This is a genomic window from Streptomyces sp. Act143 (genome assembly GCF_003143935.1).
Taxonomy (GTDB): domain Bacteria; phylum Actinomycetota; class Actinomycetes; order Streptomycetales; family Streptomycetaceae; genus Streptomyces.
Map to the genome: position 1 here is coordinate 1,468,160 of NZ_QFRX01000001.1, position 15,996 is coordinate 1,484,155.

At 73.3% G+C, this 15,996-nt stretch carries 18 protein-coding genes; 7 read left to right on the top strand and 11 right to left on the bottom strand.

All coding sequences use genetic code 11. The annotated features are described in order from the left end of the window. Positions 1-10: 10 nt before the first annotated feature. From DI272_RS06505 to DI272_RS06515, 3 genes are read right to left on the bottom strand one after another with little or no spacing between them, the layout of a single operon-like run. Positions 11-502: a universal stress protein gene (locus tag DI272_RS06505; protein WP_109494281.1), complete on the bottom strand. Its 492-nt coding sequence runs from the start codon at positions 500-502 to the stop codon at positions 11-13. Positions 503-505: 3 nt separating this feature from the next. Next, positions 506-1,765 (bottom strand): SLC13 family permease, encoded by a 1,260-nt coding sequence (locus tag DI272_RS06510; RefSeq protein ID WP_109494283.1) that lies wholly within the window; start codon positions 1,763-1,765, stop codon positions 506-508. A gap of 15 nt (positions 1,766-1,780) precedes the next feature. After that, positions 1,781-2,746, bottom strand: a complete 966-nt coding sequence (locus DI272_RS06515; protein ID WP_109494285.1) for a pirin family protein — start codon at positions 2,744-2,746, stop codon at positions 1,781-1,783. Positions 2,747-2,855: 109 nt separating this feature from the next. On the opposite strand from DI272_RS06515, the gene DI272_RS06520 reads away from it, so the two are divergent. From DI272_RS06520 to DI272_RS06530, 3 genes are all read left to right on the top strand, one after another. After that, positions 2,856-3,347 (top strand): MarR family winged helix-turn-helix transcriptional regulator, encoded by a 492-nt coding sequence (locus DI272_RS06520; RefSeq protein WP_109494287.1) that lies wholly within the window; start codon positions 2,856-2,858, stop codon positions 3,345-3,347. Then, on the top strand, positions 3,344-3,802 hold the full coding sequence (locus tag DI272_RS06525; protein ID WP_109494288.1) for a winged helix DNA-binding protein: 459 nt from the start codon (positions 3,344-3,346) through the stop codon (positions 3,800-3,802). The genes DI272_RS06520 and DI272_RS06525 overlap by 4 nt, the downstream gene beginning before the upstream one ends. A gap of 76 nt (positions 3,803-3,878) precedes the next feature. Further along, a complete protein-coding gene (locus DI272_RS06530) occupies positions 3,879-4,226 on the top strand; it encodes a tetratricopeptide repeat protein (protein ID WP_109494290.1) in 348 nt (115 codons plus the stop codon). A 90-nt stretch (positions 4,227-4,316) separates the two neighbouring features. Here DI272_RS06530 and DI272_RS06535 read toward each other — a convergent pair whose 3' ends face one another. Further along, the gene (locus DI272_RS06535; protein WP_109494292.1) at positions 4,317-5,702 is read right to left on the bottom strand and encodes a PepSY domain-containing protein; all 1,386 of its coding nucleotides are present in this window, start codon (positions 5,700-5,702) and stop codon (positions 4,317-4,319) included. 131 nt (positions 5,703-5,833) lie between these two features. On the opposite strand from DI272_RS06535, the gene DI272_RS06540 reads away from it, so the two are divergent. Next, positions 5,834-6,481, top strand: a complete 648-nt coding sequence (locus DI272_RS06540; protein WP_109494294.1) for a peptide deformylase — start codon at positions 5,834-5,836, stop codon at positions 6,479-6,481. 43 nt (positions 6,482-6,524) lie between these two features. On the opposite strand, the gene DI272_RS06545 is transcribed toward DI272_RS06540, so the two are convergent. After that, a complete protein-coding gene (locus DI272_RS06545; RefSeq protein ID WP_109494296.1) occupies positions 6,525-7,943 on the bottom strand; it encodes an NAD(P)/FAD-dependent oxidoreductase in 1,419 nt (472 codons plus the stop codon). A 125-nt stretch (positions 7,944-8,068) separates the two neighbouring features. On the opposite strand from DI272_RS06545, the gene trxA reads away from it, so the two are divergent. Continuing rightward, positions 8,069-8,455, top strand: a complete 387-nt coding sequence (gene trxA / locus DI272_RS06550; RefSeq protein ID WP_109494297.1) for a thioredoxin — start codon at positions 8,069-8,071, stop codon at positions 8,453-8,455. Positions 8,456-8,480: 25 nt separating this feature from the next. Here trxA and DI272_RS06555 read toward each other — a convergent pair whose 3' ends face one another. Genes DI272_RS06555 through DI272_RS06565 form a run of 3 tightly spaced genes read right to left on the bottom strand, consistent with a single transcriptional unit; the run spans position 8,481 to position 11,464 of the window. Next, the gene (locus DI272_RS06555) at positions 8,481-9,659 is read right to left on the bottom strand and encodes a 4-hydroxybenzoate 3-monooxygenase (protein ID WP_109494299.1); all 1,179 of its coding nucleotides are present in this window, start codon (positions 9,657-9,659) and stop codon (positions 8,481-8,483) included. 39 nt (positions 9,660-9,698) lie between these two features. Beyond that, positions 9,699-10,745 carry a LacI family DNA-binding transcriptional regulator gene (locus DI272_RS06560; RefSeq protein ID WP_181387105.1) on the bottom strand — a complete coding sequence of 349 codons (1,047 nt, stop codon included), beginning with the start codon at positions 10,743-10,745 and terminating at the stop codon, positions 9,699-9,701. 38 nt (positions 10,746-10,783) lie between these two features. Further along, positions 10,784-11,464: a TetR/AcrR family transcriptional regulator gene (locus DI272_RS06565; protein WP_181387106.1), complete on the bottom strand. Its 681-nt coding sequence runs from the start codon at positions 11,462-11,464 to the stop codon at positions 10,784-10,786. A gap of 102 nt (positions 11,465-11,566) precedes the next feature. Between DI272_RS06565 and DI272_RS06570 the strand changes: the two genes are divergently transcribed. Next, on the top strand, positions 11,567-12,130 hold the full coding sequence (locus DI272_RS06570) for an NADPH-dependent FMN reductase (RefSeq protein WP_109494301.1): 564 nt from the start codon (positions 11,567-11,569) through the stop codon (positions 12,128-12,130). A gap of 76 nt (positions 12,131-12,206) precedes the next feature. Here the strand turns inward: DI272_RS06570 and DI272_RS06575 are convergent, their stop codons facing one another. Beyond that, positions 12,207-13,112, bottom strand: a complete 906-nt coding sequence (locus DI272_RS06575) for a LysR family transcriptional regulator (RefSeq protein WP_109500713.1) — start codon at positions 13,110-13,112, stop codon at positions 12,207-12,209. 132 nt (positions 13,113-13,244) lie between these two features. Between DI272_RS06575 and DI272_RS06580 the strand changes: the two genes are divergently transcribed. Next, positions 13,245-13,436, top strand: coding sequence for a hypothetical protein (locus DI272_RS06580; protein WP_109494303.1), 192 nt, complete (start codon positions 13,245-13,247; stop codon positions 13,434-13,436). 40 nt (positions 13,437-13,476) lie between these two features. Here DI272_RS06580 and DI272_RS06585 read toward each other — a convergent pair whose 3' ends face one another. Together DI272_RS06585 and DI272_RS06590 are read right to left on the bottom strand one after the other, a co-directional pair. Further along, positions 13,477-14,358 carry an LLM class F420-dependent oxidoreductase gene (locus DI272_RS06585; RefSeq protein ID WP_109500714.1) on the bottom strand — a complete coding sequence of 294 codons (882 nt, stop codon included), beginning with the start codon at positions 14,356-14,358 and terminating at the stop codon, positions 13,477-13,479. Positions 14,359-14,906: 548 nt separating this feature from the next. After that, positions 14,907-15,980, bottom strand: a complete 1,074-nt coding sequence (locus tag DI272_RS06590; RefSeq protein WP_258314480.1) for an Lrp/AsnC family transcriptional regulator — start codon at positions 15,978-15,980, stop codon at positions 14,907-14,909. Positions 15,981-15,996 lie beyond the last annotated feature (16 nt).

Sequence of the window (15,996 nt, forward strand, 5' to 3'; positions counted from 1 at the left end):
CCGTCGTCCGTCACGGGTGCGGGGGCGGGGGCGGCAGGGTGGACAGACCCGGTGACGACTCGGGCCAGACCAGCAGCATCGGGCACGGGGCGTGGTCGACGACGAAACGGCTGGCGGGCCCGAGGCTGTGCGGGCCGAGGTGCGTACGGTCCCCGTCGCGGGCCAGGATCAGCAGGTCGCAGCCCTCGGCCGCGGCGACGACCTCCCGCTCGACATGTCCGGTGCGCTCGGTGCGGGTGCAGGGACGGCCCAGCCGGTCGGCGGCGGAGCGCAGCAACTCCCCCGCGGACTCCGCGGCGAGGCGCTCCATGCGCGCGCCGGGGTCCCGCTCGCGATGCCCCCGGCCGAGCAGGCCGGCGAACGCACCGTGCGCCGCGCCGGGGACGTCCCCCGGCGTGACGTGCAGCAGGACGATCTCGGCGTCCGCCGGGGCATGGGCGCGGGCGGCGTCCACGCAGGCGGGCCAAGTGCCCTCGACGATCCAGACGACCACGGACGACATGGGTCACCCTCCTCCGACGACGGCCAGCGAGCCCCACAGTGCCAGCACCGCGACGCCCAGACTCGCGGGCACCGCGTACACACCGAGCCGGGTGAACTCCTTCAGCTCCACCTCGCTGTCGTGGGCGTGCACGATACGCCGCCACAACAGGGTGGCCAGCGAGCCCGCGTAGGTGAGGTTGGGGCCGATGTTCACCCCGAGCAGCACGGCGAGGACGGCGCCCGGCCCCGACGGGGCGGTCAGCGGCAGCAGCACCAGCACTGCGGGCAGGTTGTTGATGACGTTGGCGAGCACGGCGGCCAGCCCGGCGAGCGCGAGCAGCTCCCACAGTCCGGTGCCCGCGGGGATCAGGTGGCCGAGCGCCTCGTCCAGCCCGTTGTCGACGACCGCCCGGACCACGATCCCGAGGGCCAGCACGAAGGCGAGGAACGGCACCGAGGCCGCGCCCAGCAGCGCCCGCGGGGTGGTGCGCCGCCGCAGCAGGGCCCGCGCGGCGAGGGCCAGGGCGCCGCCGAGGGCCGCCCAGGCGGGGTCGACGCCGACCGCCGAGGTCAGCACGAACCCGGCCAGCGTGCACCCCACGGTCACCAGGGAGAACATCGGCAGCCGCGGCGGCTCGGCGCCGGAGGGAGCCTGCGCCCCGGCGTCCAGGTCCACGGCGAAGAAGCGGCGGAAGACGGCGTACTCGACGGCGATCGCGGCCAGCCACGGCAGGGCCATCAGCGCGGCGAACCGGGTGAAGCTCAGCCCGCTGGCGGCGAACGCCAGCAGGTTGGTGAGGTTGGAGACCGGCAGCAGCAGGGACGCCGTGTTGGACAGATGGGTGCAGGCGTAGACGTGCGGCTTGGGGCGGGCGCCGAGCCGGGCCGCGGTGGCGAACACCACCGGCGTCAGCAGCACCACCGTGGCGTCCAGACTGAGCGCCGCCGTGATCACCGACGCCGCGACGAACACCTGCGCCAGCAACCGCCGCGGCCGCCCCGCCGCGGTCCTCGCCATCCAGGCGCCGCAGGCCTGGAACAGTCCGTCGTCGTCGCAGAGCTGAGCCAGTACCAGGACCGCCGCGAGGAAGCCGACCACCGGCCCCAGCCGTTCGACCTCGTCCAGCGCGTCGTCCAGCGGGATCGCGCCGGAGACGACCGCCAGTCCGGCCGCCGGCACGGCGACCACCGCCTCCGGCCAGCCGAAGGGCCGGATGACCGCGCAGGCCAGTACCAGGACGAGCAGGGCCGCGGAAAGGACTTCCGCGAACTGGGTGTTCAGGATCGGGCCCTTCGCTCAGCGCACCCGGCCGCGCGGCTTCAGCGGCGTCACCGGCAGTTCGGGGGCGGGCAGCGGAGCACCGTCGTACCCCTTCACCTCGCCGAAGCGCGTCCCTTCCATCCAGTCCTGACGCGCCTGCACGATCTCCTCCTGGGACCGTCCGATCCAGTTCCAGAACATGATCAGCTCCTCCTCGAACGGCTCACCGCCCAGGAGCATCAGGCCCGCGTCCGACGCGGCGCGCAGCGGCAGTTCGGTGCGTCCGCAGCCGAGGTAGAGCATGGAGCCGGGCAGGACCGGGACGCCGTCCACATGGGCCTCGCCGGACATGGACAGCACGGCGTACTCGAAGTCCGGCTCCAGCGGAAGGCGTACGTCCGCACCGGCGGCGAGGGCGAGGTCGGCGCCGACGATCGGGGTGTACGCCGTTCCCGGCGAGGTCGCGCCGTCGAGGTCGCCGAGGATGAGGGTGGCGGTCAGGCCGGGGGCGGTGACCTGCGGCAGCTCGGCGTGGTGCTCGAAGCGCGGGTCGGTGTGGCGGTGGCTGTCGGGGAGGGCGACCCACAGCTGGGCGCCGTGCAGGAACCGGGCGTGCGACCTGGGGCTCTCCTCGGAGTGGCTGATGGCCCGTCCGGAGGTCATGAGGCCCAGCTCGCGCGGGCGGATGGTCTGGAGGCTGCCGGTCGAGTCGCGGTGCAGGACCTCGCCCTCGTGCAGCCAGCTGACGGTCTGCAGGCCCATGTGCGGGTGCGGGGGCACCTGCATGCCTGGCTCGTCGGCGATGTCGTCGGGGCCGTAGTGGTCGACGAAGCACCAGGCACCCACCATGCGCCGCCCCAGGTTGGGCAGCAGTCGGCGGACCTCGCTGGACTCGCCGAGTCTGACGGTGCGCGGGCTGAGGAGTTCGCGAACGGGCTCCGCCACCACGAAGCCGCGGCCACCGCACAGGGCGGGAGCCGCCTCGCGATCAAGATTGCTCATGGCGCCCAACCTAGCCCCGCGGACCGCGTCCCGTCAGTCCGTCGTTCCGGCTGTCCCGCCGACCCCTACTTAGTAGCCAAGTACATAGTAGCCATGTACTGTATCTGTCATGAGCAAGGGTTCCGAGAACGCGACGCCCGGTTTCCTGGTGTGGCGACTGTCGATGAAGTGGCGGACCGCCGTCGACCGCGCGGTGGCCCCGCTGGGCCTGACCCACGCGCAGTACTCGCTGACGGCGTCCCTCTACGGCATGCAGCGCGCCGGCGAGCGCCCCAGCCAGCGGCGGCTGGCCGACCACACCGGACTGGAGCCGCTGTACGTGTCCAAGCTGGCGCGCTCCCTGGAGTCGGCCGGCCTCCTCGAACGCACCCGGGACCCGCGCGACCCGCGCGCCGTCCAGTTGGCGCTCACCGAGCAGGGCCGCACCACGGTCCGGCAGGCCATCGACGTCGTCCACGAGCTGCTCCAGCAACTGCTGGCCCCGCTCGGCGGGCTCGACAGCGACCGCACCCGGGAGCTGAGCCGCGACCTCGCGACCCTGCTCGACGCACCTCTCGATCCCTTCGTCCACACGAGTGAGCAGATCAAGGAGCAGCCATGACCACCACCACGCCCGCCCCGACCCCCCTGGTCGACCCCCGCGTCATAGCCCTGGCCCACTACGCGGGCCGCGCCCTCCTGGAGAAGGTGCTGGCCCGGCACGGCGTGACGTTCCAGCAGTCCGTCACCCTCCGGGTGGCGGCCGTCGCCGACGGCCCGGTCGAGCGCGCGCACCTCGTCGGCAGCGTCGTCGACTCGCTCAAGGTTGCTGCGAACGAGGTGCACACCGTGGTCGACGGGCTGATCGCGGCGGGACTGCTGACTCCGCACGGCGCGTCCCAGGTCCGGATCACGGAGACCGGCCGGGAGCTGTACGCCACGACGTCCGGCGAGACCGCCCCCATCTCCGCCCGGATCTACGAGGGCATCCCGGCGGAGGACCTGGCCGCGGCCGGGCGGGTGCTGACCCTCATCACCGAGCGGGCCGACGCCGAACTGGCCGCGATGGACCGGTGACCCGGCATCCGCGGAGGAATCGGTAGTGGAATATTGAACAAACGCGCTCCGTTGACGGCGTCGAAGGAGGTCACGAGTGGACACGACGTACTACGACCACGGAACGCCGGCGGAGCGCTGGGAGCGCGCGCGGATGTTCTTCGACGCCAAGGACTACGCCGCCGCGGCACGCGTCCTGGGCACGCTGGTCGAGGAGGTGCCGGAGCAGACCGGACCGCGGCTGCTGCTGGCGCGCTCCTACTACCACTCGGCCCAACTGCGTCGCGCGGAGGCCGAGTTGCGCATCATCGTGGAGCGCGACCCGGTGGAGCACTACGCCCGTCTGATGCTGGGCCGCACACTGGAGCGGCAGAGCCGCCACGAGGAGGCCGAGCCGCACCTGCGCATGGCGTCCGCGCTGGCCGGCGACTTCGACGAGCTCTGAGCGACACCGTACGAAGCGACGCCGGACCAAGCGGCGCCGTACGACACGAGGGCCCGGTTCCGCGACGGAACCGGGCCCTCGCGCGAGGTCTCAGACGCGGCTCGCCCGCCGGTGCGCGAGCTCACCCAGCGCCACGTCGACGACGAGGAACACGGCCAGCGGAATGCCCAGCAGCGGCACGAAGTACCCGAGGGCCGCGATCAGCGCCACGCACGGCAGCAGGATCTGCGGGGGCACCTTCTGCCAGGCGCCGCGCGGGACCGGACGGCCGAAGCCGTTGCCGCGGCCGCGCATCCACCACATGCGGTAGCCCCAGACGATCAGCAGGACCAGGGAGAGCGCCACGAGCATCAGCACGATCTGGTTGCCCAGGCCGAAGAGAGTCCCGGTGTGCAGGTCGATGCCCCAGCGGGTCAGCTTCGCGAGCACCGGGAAATCGTCGAACCGCAGCACGTCGGTGACCTGGCCGGTGGCCGGGTCGACAGCGACCGCGTCCTGCTTCTCGGGCCAGCTGCGCTGGATCTGCTTGACCACGTACGCCGACGACGCGTCCGCCGGCGGCACGATCTCGACGGGGTCGCCCAGCCCCTCGGCGCGCGCCGCCGCCAGGACCGTGTCGAGGCCGACGCCGTGCTCGGCGGCCCCGGCAGAGGCGGCGGCACCGTGTCCGGAGTGGTCGCCGCCCGCGGTGGCCGACACCGACGGCGTGGCCTGATCGAGCGCACCGCGCAGGTCGTCGATGCTCGCGCCGGCGTAGGTGGACCAGGTCAGACCGGTCACCGACAGGAAGAAGAACCCGAGGGCGGCCCAGACGCCGACCGTGGCGTGCAGTCCGAGCGTGCGGCGCCGCCCTTCGGTGCCGCGCACGGTGCGCCGCGCCCGGCGCCGGGTGAACCACAGCACCAGTCCGGCCCCCGCGATCACCCACAGCCAGCTCGCGGCGAACTCCGTGTAGAGACGGCCGGTCTCGCCGAGGTGCAGATTGCGGTGCAGTTCGGAGATCCAGGTGCGCAGCGGCAACGCGCCCGTGGAGCCGTACTGTTCGAGGGCGCCCTCCACCTTTCCGGTGTACGGGTCGACGAAGACCGCGAGGGTGTGGCCGGGGTCGACGCCCTTGACCCCGGAGAGCAGGACCCTGGTCGTCGCGTCGTCCGCCGGGGAGGGCCGCACGGCCGCGACGGAGCCCTCGGGGTGGGCCGCGCGGGCGGCGCCGACCTGCTCGGAGATCGGCAGCTTGGCGTCGCCGACGGCGGAGACGGTCATCTCGTCGGCGTACACGATCTTCTCGGCCTGGAACGACGCGGCGTACAGGAATCCGGTGACCGCGGCCACCAGCAGGAAGGGCGCGACGAACAGTCCGGCGTAGAAGTGCAGGCGCAGCACCAACGGGCGCAGCGGTGCCCAACTGCTGGGTTTCGGGAGCGGTTCGGCGGCTTTCGGGGCCTCGTCGGTGGTCGTCGAGGGAGCGGAGGTCATCGGCGGCTTACTCCGGTGGGTGGGGACGTGCTCGGTTCGGTCGGTCCAGTAGTCGGACGGAACGCGCCCCGAGTTCCCGGGGGTTGAAGTGGCCCGCGTCACACAGAGGGTCGGCATGGCATGCTGGCGCGATGGCAACTCCCCCTGATCGACCGTCCCTTGCCGAGCTGGTCGAGGAACTCCTCGCCACCGGCGGCCCGCTGCCGATCGTGACGGCCGGCGAGCCGGTCCTGCGGCACGGCACCGAGCGTTTCGAGGGCCAGCTGGACTCCGCGCTGCTGGCCCGGTTCGTCGAGGCGCTGCGCGTCACCATGCACGCGGCGCCCGGTGTCGGCCTCGCGGCGCCGCAGGTGGGGGTGCCGCTGCGGATCGCGGTGATCGAGGACCCGGCGCCGGTGCCGGACGAGGTGCGCCTCGCGCGGGGGCGGGTGCCGCAGCCGTTCCGGGTCCTGGTCAATCCGTCGTACGAGGGGGTGGGCGCCGCGCGGGCCGCGTTCTTCGAGGGCTGTCTGAGTGTGCCGGGCTGGCAGGCGGTCGTGGACCGGTACGACAGGGTGCGGCTGACGGGCGAGGACGAGCACGGACGGTCGGTGGACGAGGTGTTCTCCGGGTGGCCCGCGCGGATCGTGCAGCACGAGACGGACCACCTGGACGGCACCCTGTACCTGGACCGGGCGGAGCTGCGCTCGCTGTCCTCGAACCAGGCGATGGCCGAGCGCTGGTCCCAGCCGACGCCCAGGGACGCCGCCGCCTCCCTGGGCTTCCGGCTGCCGGACTGACGGCCGGCGGTCCCGCGCCGCCGCGCACCGCCGGACGTCACCGTCAGCTGTCCCGGAACGTCTCCAGCAGGCGCAGCCACACCTCGCTGATCGTCGGATAGGACGGGACGGTGTGCCACAGCCGGCTGATCGGCACCTCTCCGGCGACGGCGACGGTCGCCGAGTGGATGAGCTCGCCGACGCCCGGGCCCACGAAGGTGACGCCGAGCAGGATCTCGCGTTCCAGGTCGACGACCATGCGGGCCCGGCCGCGGTAGCCGTCGCCGTACAGGCTCGCGCCGGCCACGTTGGCGAGGTCGTAGTCGACCGCGCGGACCCGGCGGCCGGCCTGTTCGGCCTCCGCGAGGGAGAGGCCGACGGCGGCGGCCTCGGGGTCGGTGAAGACGACCTGGGGTACGGCGGCGTGGTCGGCGGTGGCGGCGTGCGCGCCCCACGGGTCGGTCTCCAGCAGCGGGGTGCCGGAGGCGCGGGCGGCGATGGCGGCGCCGGCGATGCGGGCCTGGTACTTGCCCTGGTGGGTGAGGAGCGCGCGGTGGTTGACGTCACCGACGGCGTAGAGCCAGTCGGTGCCGGTGACGCGGAGGCTGTCGTCGACGTCCAGCCAGGAGCCGGGTTCCAGGCCGACGGTGTCCAGGCCGATGTCGTCGGTGCGCGGGGCGCGGCCGGTGGCGAAGAGGATCTCGTCGGCCTCGATACGGTCGCCGGTGTCGGTGACGACCACGACGGTGCCGTTCTCGCGGGTCACCGACTCGACGGAGGTCCCGGTGCGGACGTCGGCGCCGGCCGCGGTGAGCGCCTCGGCGACCAGTTCGCCGGCGAAGGGCTCCATGCGGTTGAGCAGGCCCTTGCCGCGGACGAGGAGGGTGACCCGGGAGCCGAGGGCCTGCCAGGCGGTGGCCATCTCGGTGGCGACGACTCCCCCGCCGACGACGATCAGCCGGCCGGGCGCGGCCTTGGCGCTGGTGGCCTCGCGGCTGGTCCAGGGTTTGACCGTGTCGAGTCCGGGCAGGCCGGGCAGGAGGGCGCGGGTGCCGGTGCAGACGGCGACGGCGTGCCGGGCGGTGAGGACCGTGTCGCCCACGGTCACGGTGCGCGGGCCGGTCAGGCGGCCGTGTCCGCGGTAGAGGTCGGCCCCGATGCCGTCGAGCCACTGGACCTGGCCGTCGTCCTTCCAGTGGGAGGTGTAGTCGTCGCGCCGGGCGAGGACCGCGGCGGTGTCGAGGGGGCCCTGTACGGCCGGGGCGAGCCCCGGCAGGCGGCGGGCGTCGGCCTGGGCGATGACCGGGCGCAGCAGGGCCTTGCTGGGCATGCAGGCCCAGTACGAGCACTCGCCGCCGACCAGCTCGCTCTCCACGACCGCGGTGGCGAGGCCGGCCGCACGGGTGCGGTCGGCGACGTTCTCCCCCACCGGCCCCGCTCCGAGCACCACGACGTCGTACACAGTGGATTCCGTTTCCGTCATGGGGTCAGTCTGAAGGGTGGTGTGCGCTCGGGTCACATGGGTACGCGCGCGGAATACCTACCCGGCAGGCCGTGTTTGTGCGGACAGGCCCGATGGCCCCGACCCCAGGAAGAGGGATTGACGTCATGAGCAACACCGTGGAGCTCACCAAGGAGAACTTCGACCAGACGGTCACGGACAACGACTTCGTCCTGATCGACTTCTGGGCGTCCTGGTGCGGGCCGTGCCGTCAGTTCGCGCCCGTCTACGACAAGGCGGCCGAGGAGAACCCGGACCTGGTCTTCGGCAAGGTGGACACCGAGGCGCAGCCGGAGCTGGCGGCGGCCTTCGGCATCCAGTCGATCCCGACGCTGATGATCGTCCGTGACCGGGTGGCCGTGTTCGCGCAGCCGGGTGCGCTGCCGGAGGCCGCGCTGACGGACGTGATCGGGCAGGCCCGCAAGCTGGACATGGACGAGGTCCGCAAGGCCGTCGCCGAGCAGCAGGCCAGCGCCGAGCAGAACGGCCAGTGACGTACCGGGACTTGCCCTGGGGTGCTCACCACTCCAGGGGAAGTCCCGTGTAGTTGGCGGCCAGTTCGGCGGCGGCGTGCCGGGACGCGGTGATCCGCCGCAGCCGGGCCAGCTGGAGCCGGTGGTCGAAGGGGTCGGCGTCCGGGCGGGTGTGCAGCATGGTCGTCATGTCGTACGAGAACCGGGTGGCCTGCCAGACGCGGGCGAGGCACGACTGCGAGTAGCGGTCGAGGAGTTGCTCGGAGCCGCTGCGGTGCAGCTCGGCGAAGGCCCGGGCCAGCAGGCATACGTCGGAGACCGCGAGGTTGAGGCCCTTGGCGCCGGTCGGTGGGACGATGTGGGCGGCGTCACCCGCCAGCAGCAGCCGGCCGTGGCGCATGGGTTCGTGGACGTAACTGCGCATCGGCGTCACGGACTTGGCGGTGATCGGGCCGCGGTTCAGGGTCCAGTCGGCGTCGATGGCGAAGCGGGCGGCGAGTTCGTCCCAGATGCGGTCGTCGGGCCAGTCGCGGGGGTCGGTGCCGTTGGGCACCTGGAGGTAGAGCCGGGACACCTGCGGTGAGCGCATGCTGTGCAGGGCGAAGCCGCCGGCGCCGCGCGCGTAGATCAACTCCTCGCAGGACGGGGCCACATCGGCGAGGATGCCGAGCCAGGAGTACGGGTAGTCGTGGGCGTACGCCCGCCCGGTCCCGGCCGGGAAGGTGTCGCGGGCGATGCCGTGGAAGCCGTCGCAGCCGACGACCCAGTCGCAGCTCAGGGTCTGCTCGCGGCCCTCGTGCAGGAACCGGACGACGGGCGTCGCCGACTCCGGCTTCTCGATCGTCAGCGCCTCCGCCTCGAACAACAGCGGTGGCCCGTCGGCGAGTTGGAGGGACACGAGATCCTTCACGATCTCGGTCTGGGCGTAGATCGTGACGGTACGGCCGCCGGTGAGGACCGGGAAGTCGATGTGGTGGCGTTCCCGGTCGAAGCGCAGCTCGATGCCCTGGTGGACCAGGCCCTGCACCCCCAGCCGTTCGGCGGCGCCGCACGCGCGCAGGGCGTCGACCGTGCCCTGCTCCAGCATGCCGGCCCGTTGGCGCTGCTCGACGTATTCCCGCGTCCTCGCCTCCAGCACGACGCAGTCGATGCCCGCGTGGTGCAGCAGACGGGCGAGGAGCAGTCCGGCGGGGCCGCCGCCGATGATGCCGACCGTCGTGCGCATGGCACGCCTCCCCTCGGTGACAGCTTGGCCGACAGCCTCTCAGGTGGACTCGCGGTGCACCACCGCGGCCGCCAGCACCTTGTGTGTCTCGGGTGCGGCGGAGGGGGTGCGCACCGCGCGGTCGACGAGTTCGGCGAGGGCGCGGCCGGAGGGCAGGTCGAGGCGGACCGTGCTCAGCCGGGGCCGCAGCAGCCGGCCGAGCATGAGGTCGTCGGCGCCGATGACGGCCGCCTCGCCGGGGATGCCGATGCCCTGGTCCAGCAGAGCGCGGGTGAGGAGCATCGCGTACTCGTCGTTGTACGCGAACACCGCGTCCAGGCCCAGCTCGCGCCAGCGGTTGGCGAGCCGGCCGGCGGCCTCCTCGGTGTACGCGAGGGGCAGGTCGGTGACGGTGGCGTCGGTGCCGCGCAGGGCGGCGCGCACACCGGCCAGCCGGGGCCGGGAGAAGGCCTCCAGGCCCGCCTCCTCGGGGACGACCACGCCGATCCGGCGCCTGCCGCGGTCGTACAGGTGGCGTCCGGCGCGGTGACCGACGGTCTCGTGGTCCATGAGCAGGGCGTGGGCGCCCTCGACGCTCTCGGGGCCCAAGGTGACCACGGCCCGGGCGCCGGAGCGCTTGAGCACGGCGACGCCCTTCGGGCCCAGTCCCGCGCCGGGCACCAGGACGGCGACGGGCCGCAGTTCGGCCCAGGCGCGGGCGGCCTCGTCGCCGTGGAGTCCGACGCCGCCGTGCTGGACGACGGTGTAGTCGAGACGGCTGAGGGCCCACTGGAGTTCGTTGATGAACTGGCCGTAGAGCCGGCCGACGGGGATGGAGGGGGCGGGCATCAGGACCAGGCGGCTGTGTCCGGCGCGCAGGCTGCGGGCGGCGGCGTGCGGCACGTACCCCAGCTCCTTGGCGGCCTCGTGGACCCGGCGGCGGGTGGGTTCGCTGATCCGGACGGCGCTGGTGTTGTTCAGGACGTAGGAGACGGTCGCGCGCGAGACGCCTGCCAGGCGGGCCACATCGGCGCTCGTGGGCACGGAGCGCGGTGCGGGGGCCCCGGGGGCGGGCGTTTTCGGTATCTGCACCATGACGTACGGCATCTTTGCAGAACCTGTGGAGACGGGCCCGGGCGGGGCTCTCAGGCGGGCGGCGCGGTGCGTGTCACCCGGGCGACGAGGTCGGTCCAGCCCGCCTCCAGCCGCTCCAGGGGCATCTCGCGCTCCCTGGTCAGGTGGTGGATCTGGGCGGGTTCGAGGTACGCCAGCAGCGGCCGGGCCAGGAGGTCGCTGTCGGCGTCCGGGACGATCTGCCGCAGCAGCATCGTGACGTGCATGGTCAGGGCACGGTTGGAGGGGTGCGAGTAGCGGCGGGCGGGCTCCGGCTCGGCGGCGAGCTGGAGGTCGAGCTGTTCCACCGTGCGGTACAGCAGGGCCACGCCGAAGGCGCGCAGCCGCTCCACGGGCGGGGCGCCGGGGCCCAGGGGCGGCGGGCCGCTCATGAAGTCCGTCTGGAACTGCCGCGCCGAGTGGTCCAGCAGTGCCATCAGCAGGCCGGTGCGGTCGCCGAAGCGGCGGAAGACGGTGCCCTTGCCGACCTGGGCGGCGGCGGCCACCGCCTCCATGGTGACCCCGGCCGCGCCGTGCTCGGCGATCAGCCGGGCGGCGGCCTCCAGCAGCCGGGCCCGGTTGCGCGCGGCGTCGGCGCGCAGGCACGGCTCCTCCTCGCGCGCGCCGAGCTGGAACAACCCGGTCTCGCCCAGGGGTTCGTGGGACCGCGGGAAGGGCGGCAGGTCGGCGGACATGGAGACAGCGTAAAGCATCGGGAATGAAACTGGACCGCGGTCCGGTTAGGGTGATAGAAACTTAAACGGACCCCGGTCCGGATTGTGACGGCAGTGTTTCAGCACCCCCCTGGAGTTAGCATGTCTGTTCGTATCCTTGCGCTCGTCGGCAGTCTTCGCGCCGGTTCGCACAACCGCCAGCTCGCGGAGGCGGCCGTCAAGTTCGCGCCCGAAGGTGCCTCCGTCGAGGTGTACGAGGGCCTGGCCGAGATCCCCTTCTACAACGAGGACATCGACGTCGAGGGCAGCGTCCCGGCCGCCGCCGCCAGGCTGCGCGAGACCGCCCAGGCCGCCGACGGCTTCCTGCTCTTCGTCCCCGAGTACAACGGCACCATCCCGGCCGTCCTGAAGAACGCCATCGACTGGCTGTCCCGCCCGTACGGCGCCGGCGCCTTCGGCGGCAAGCCAGCCGCCGTGGTCGGCACCGCGTTCGGCCAGTTCGGCGGCGTGTGGGCGCAGGACGAGACCCGCAAGGCCCTGGGCATCGCCGGTGCGAAGGTGCTGGAGGACGTCAAGCTGTCCATCCCCGGTTCCGTGGTCCGCTTCGCCGAGACCCACCCGGCCGACGACACCGAGGTCGCCGAGCAGCTGACCGAGGTCGTCGCCCGACTGCACGGCCACGCCGGCCAGACCGTCGCCGCCTGACCGTCCGGATCACCTCACGCGAGGGGCCGGGGCTCTTTCGAGCTCCGGCCCCTTTCGCGCGTGAGCGGCCTGCGGGTCAGTACCCCGCGATCGGCGCCAGCTCCCGCAGTTGCGCCAAAGCGGCCTCCACCGCGGGACGTGCACGGCCGCCACGCCGGGTGCAGGTGAGGAACTTGCGGTGCGGATCGCCCGCGCAGGGCACCCGGGTCACGGGCAGGTCCGGGGTGAGCTGGGCCAGCCGCGGGACGAGCGCGACGCCGAGGCCGTGGGCGACGAGCTGGGCGGTGACGTTCCAGTCCACGGCCTGGTGGACCACCGCGGGACGGAAACCGGCCTCCCCGCAGGCGGAGATGACATGCGTGTGGCAGGGACTGTCCGGCATGGGCGCGATCCAGTCCTCGTGCGCGGCCTCCGACAGGTCGACGCGCTCCCGGCCGGCCAGCGGGTGACCGACCGGGACGACGAGGTCGAACGGGTCGTCCAGGAGCGGCCGTTGATCGAAACGGGCGTCGCTCAGCGGCGGGTTGTACGGGGTCGCCTCGACGATCGCCAGGTCGATCTCGCCCTCGAAGAGCAGGTCGAAGCTCTCCGGCACGCCCGCCTCCCGGATGTGCACGGCCAGCCGCGGATACCGCTCCTGGAGCCGGACCGCCATCGGTGCCAGCAGCACCGAGATCGCCACCGGGTACCCGCTCACCCGCAACGGCCCCGCCGGGGCGCCCTGTTCGGCCCGCAGATCGAGCTCGGCCTCCTCCCAGCGGGCCTGGATGGCGTCGGCGTGGACCAGCAGGCTCTCCGCGGCCGGGGTGAGGCGCACCCCGCGCCCCTGGGGTTCGAGGAGGTCGACGCCCAGGTCACGGGCGAGCTGACGGATCTGCTGCGAGGCGGCGGACGGGGTGAAGTGCAGGGCCCGGGCGGCCGCGGTGACCGTGCCGTAGTGCGCGACCGCTCGCAGGACATGAAGCCGGCGCAGGTCAATCATGAAGCCCACGCTTCAAGGTGCCGTCCAGAAAGTCAACCTGGACGTGTACGAAAGCGATGCCGCACCCTGGATCGTGTCGCGACGGTCCACCAGCCGCGCCGGCCAATCGGCCACGACGTACGAGGAGTTCCCATGACCAGCACGATCCGCACCGGCTGCCCGCACTGCGGCTGGCCGGACGACGCCGAGCCCTTCCAGGTGGTGTCCCGGCACGTGACCGCCGCGGGCAGCACCCTGTGGACGCGCTGCGGCTGCGGTTCCCTGCAGGTCCGCACGGTGGACGACCGCGGCATGCGCATCGTCTCCCGCAGCCGCCCCGCCTAGGCCGGCGCTCAGGCGGTGGCCCCGGGGACGCGGCCCGGCCTCAGTCGAGTCCCGCCAGCCGCTCGACGGCAGGGGCCGCGAACCGCTCGACGAAGGCCGCCGGTTCGCCGGTGCGCGGGGCGAGGATCACCGTCTCGACGCCGAGCTTGGTGTAGCCCTCGATGTCCCGGGTGAAGGCGTCGAGATCGCCCGTGGCGAGCGGTTCGCCGGAGTAGGCGACGGTCTTGCGGATCGTGTCGTAGTCCCGGCCCTCGGTGTCGCAGTGACCGCGCAGGACGTCCAGTTTGTGCGCGACCTCCTCCGGCGTGGTGGTGAACAGGTTGCAGGCGTCGCCGTACCGGGCGACCAGCCGGAGCGTCTTCTTCTCGCCCCCGCCGCCGATCATGATCTCGGGCCGCGGGCTGCTGACCGGCGCGGGGACGCACAGGGTCTCGGCGAGCCGGTAGTACTTGCCCTCGAACGGCCCGTCGGTCCCGGGGTCCCACATCTGCAGGCAGATCCGCAGGGTCTCCTCCAGCCGCTCGAACCGCTCGGCGAGCGGCGGGAACGGTACGCCGAGGCCCGCGTGCTCCCGGTCGTACCAGGCCGCGCCGATCCCGAGGGTGGCCCGGCCGCCGGACAGCACGTCCAGCGTGGTGGCGATCTTGGCGAGCAGCCCCGGGTGCCGGTAGGTCACCCCGGTCACCAGGGCGCCGAGCTGCACCGTGGCGGTGCGGCCCGCGAGATAGCCGAGGGTTGTGTAGGCCTCCAGCATGGGGTCCTCGGCGCCGCCGTTGAACTCCATCTGGAAGTAGTGGTCCATGACCGACAGCCAGCTCACTCCCCCGGCCTCGGCCGCGGCACCCGCCGCGGCGAGTTCGGCGGCGAGCGCGGGCCCGCCTCCGGGGTGGTCGAACCGGTTGATGTGCACGCCGACCCGCATGGCCGTCTCCGTTCCGCCGGGCTCCGTCACTGTCCACCGACCTCCGTCGACCGCAGTCGACCTCCGTCGTCCAGGCCGACGCTAGGTCTTGGAGCGTTCTCGAAGTCAAGGGGTGCGGCGGCTCTTGGGGAGGCTGTCTCGTGGGGGCGCGGGGGCCGCCAGGGGCCACCTGGAACCGTGGAGGGGCAGGGGTGGCGAGGGGGCGCGGGCGGCGGACGGGGGCCGGGGCGCGAGGGGCCACCGGGGGCCGGGGGCGCGGGCGGCCACCGGGGGCCGGGGGCGCGGACGGGCCGCGAGGGCCGGGGCGCGAGGGGCCACTGGGAACCGCGGAGGGACAGGGGCCGCGAGGGGGCCAGAGACCGTGAAGCGCACCGAGGGCCACCAGGAGCCACTCACGGGCACGGGCCGCGAGGGGCGCCGGAGGCCGCGAAGCACACCTAGGGCCATCAGGAGCCGCTGACCGGCAAGGGCCGCGAGGGGTGCCGGAGGCTCATGGGAGGGGTGGGACGAGGGGCGCCGGGACGGCCGTTCTCGGTCCGTCGGGCCGCTCACTCCCCCGGCCGCGTCCGCAGTCGCTCCAGGAGGGCCGCTTCCGCCGCCTCGGAGCGTGGGTCGTGCCAGGGGCCCAGGGTGACGGCGCGCAGACGGCGGCCCCTCGGGTCCAGGAGGTGGCCGCCGAGTTTCATCGGCCAGAGCGTCAACGCCCGGTCCGCGACGTCGAGTTCGGGGAAGCGTTCGGTGAGCCGCGTCTCGAAGGGCGCGATGTCGTCGACCGAGCGCAGCCAGGCCGCGAGCAGCAGGTTGTGCGGTCCGGACAGGGAGGCGCAGAGCCGGATCTCGCGCAGGGCGCTGATCCGTTCGGCGAGATGCGGGGCCCGGCTCTGCGGCACGGCGGCCCACAGCGACACCGAGACCGGCCAGCCGGACAGCGTACGGGCGACCTCGCACCGGTAGACGAGGGCGTGCTCGGCGTCGAGCCGGTCGAGGCGGCGCCGGACGGTGGTGGGGCTGAGTCCGGTGCGCTCGGCGAGCCGGGCGGCAGACTGCCGGGGGTCGTCGCTGAGTGCCTGGACGAGCTCCAGGTCGCGCCCCTCCAGCAGCTTGCCCGCCTGCGGCCGGACCCCGGCGGCCGTCACCGGCGCGAGCCGTCGGCGCTGCTCCTCGGTGAGCCGGTCCAGGCGCCAGCGGCTGCCCTCGGTGTGGAGCGTGGTGGCGACCTGGGTCCGGGAGGCGGCCACGCCGTCGAGGGCCCCGAGCCGGAAGCCCACGTACCGGGCGAGCTCGGCCTGATCGCTGAAGACGGCGGTGACCAGCAGGTCGCGGCCCCCGCTGACGTGCTCCAGGTTGAACACGTGCGGGTCCTCGGCGATCGCGGCGGCGACCGTGTGGAGCCGCCCGGCCGCGCAGTCGACCTCGATGAAGGCGACGACCGAGGGCGCGTGCGCGTGCGCCGCCGGATGCACGCTGATCCAGGCGTGACCGGCCCGGGTCAGCCGGGCCCACCGGCGGGCGACGGTCGAGGCGTCGAGGCCGAGGACGTCGCCGATCGTCTGCCAGTCCGCGCGCGGCGCGATCTGGAGGGCGGTGACGGGAGGTAGTCGAGTTCGTCGAGCACGGGTCACTCCTCGACCTGGATGA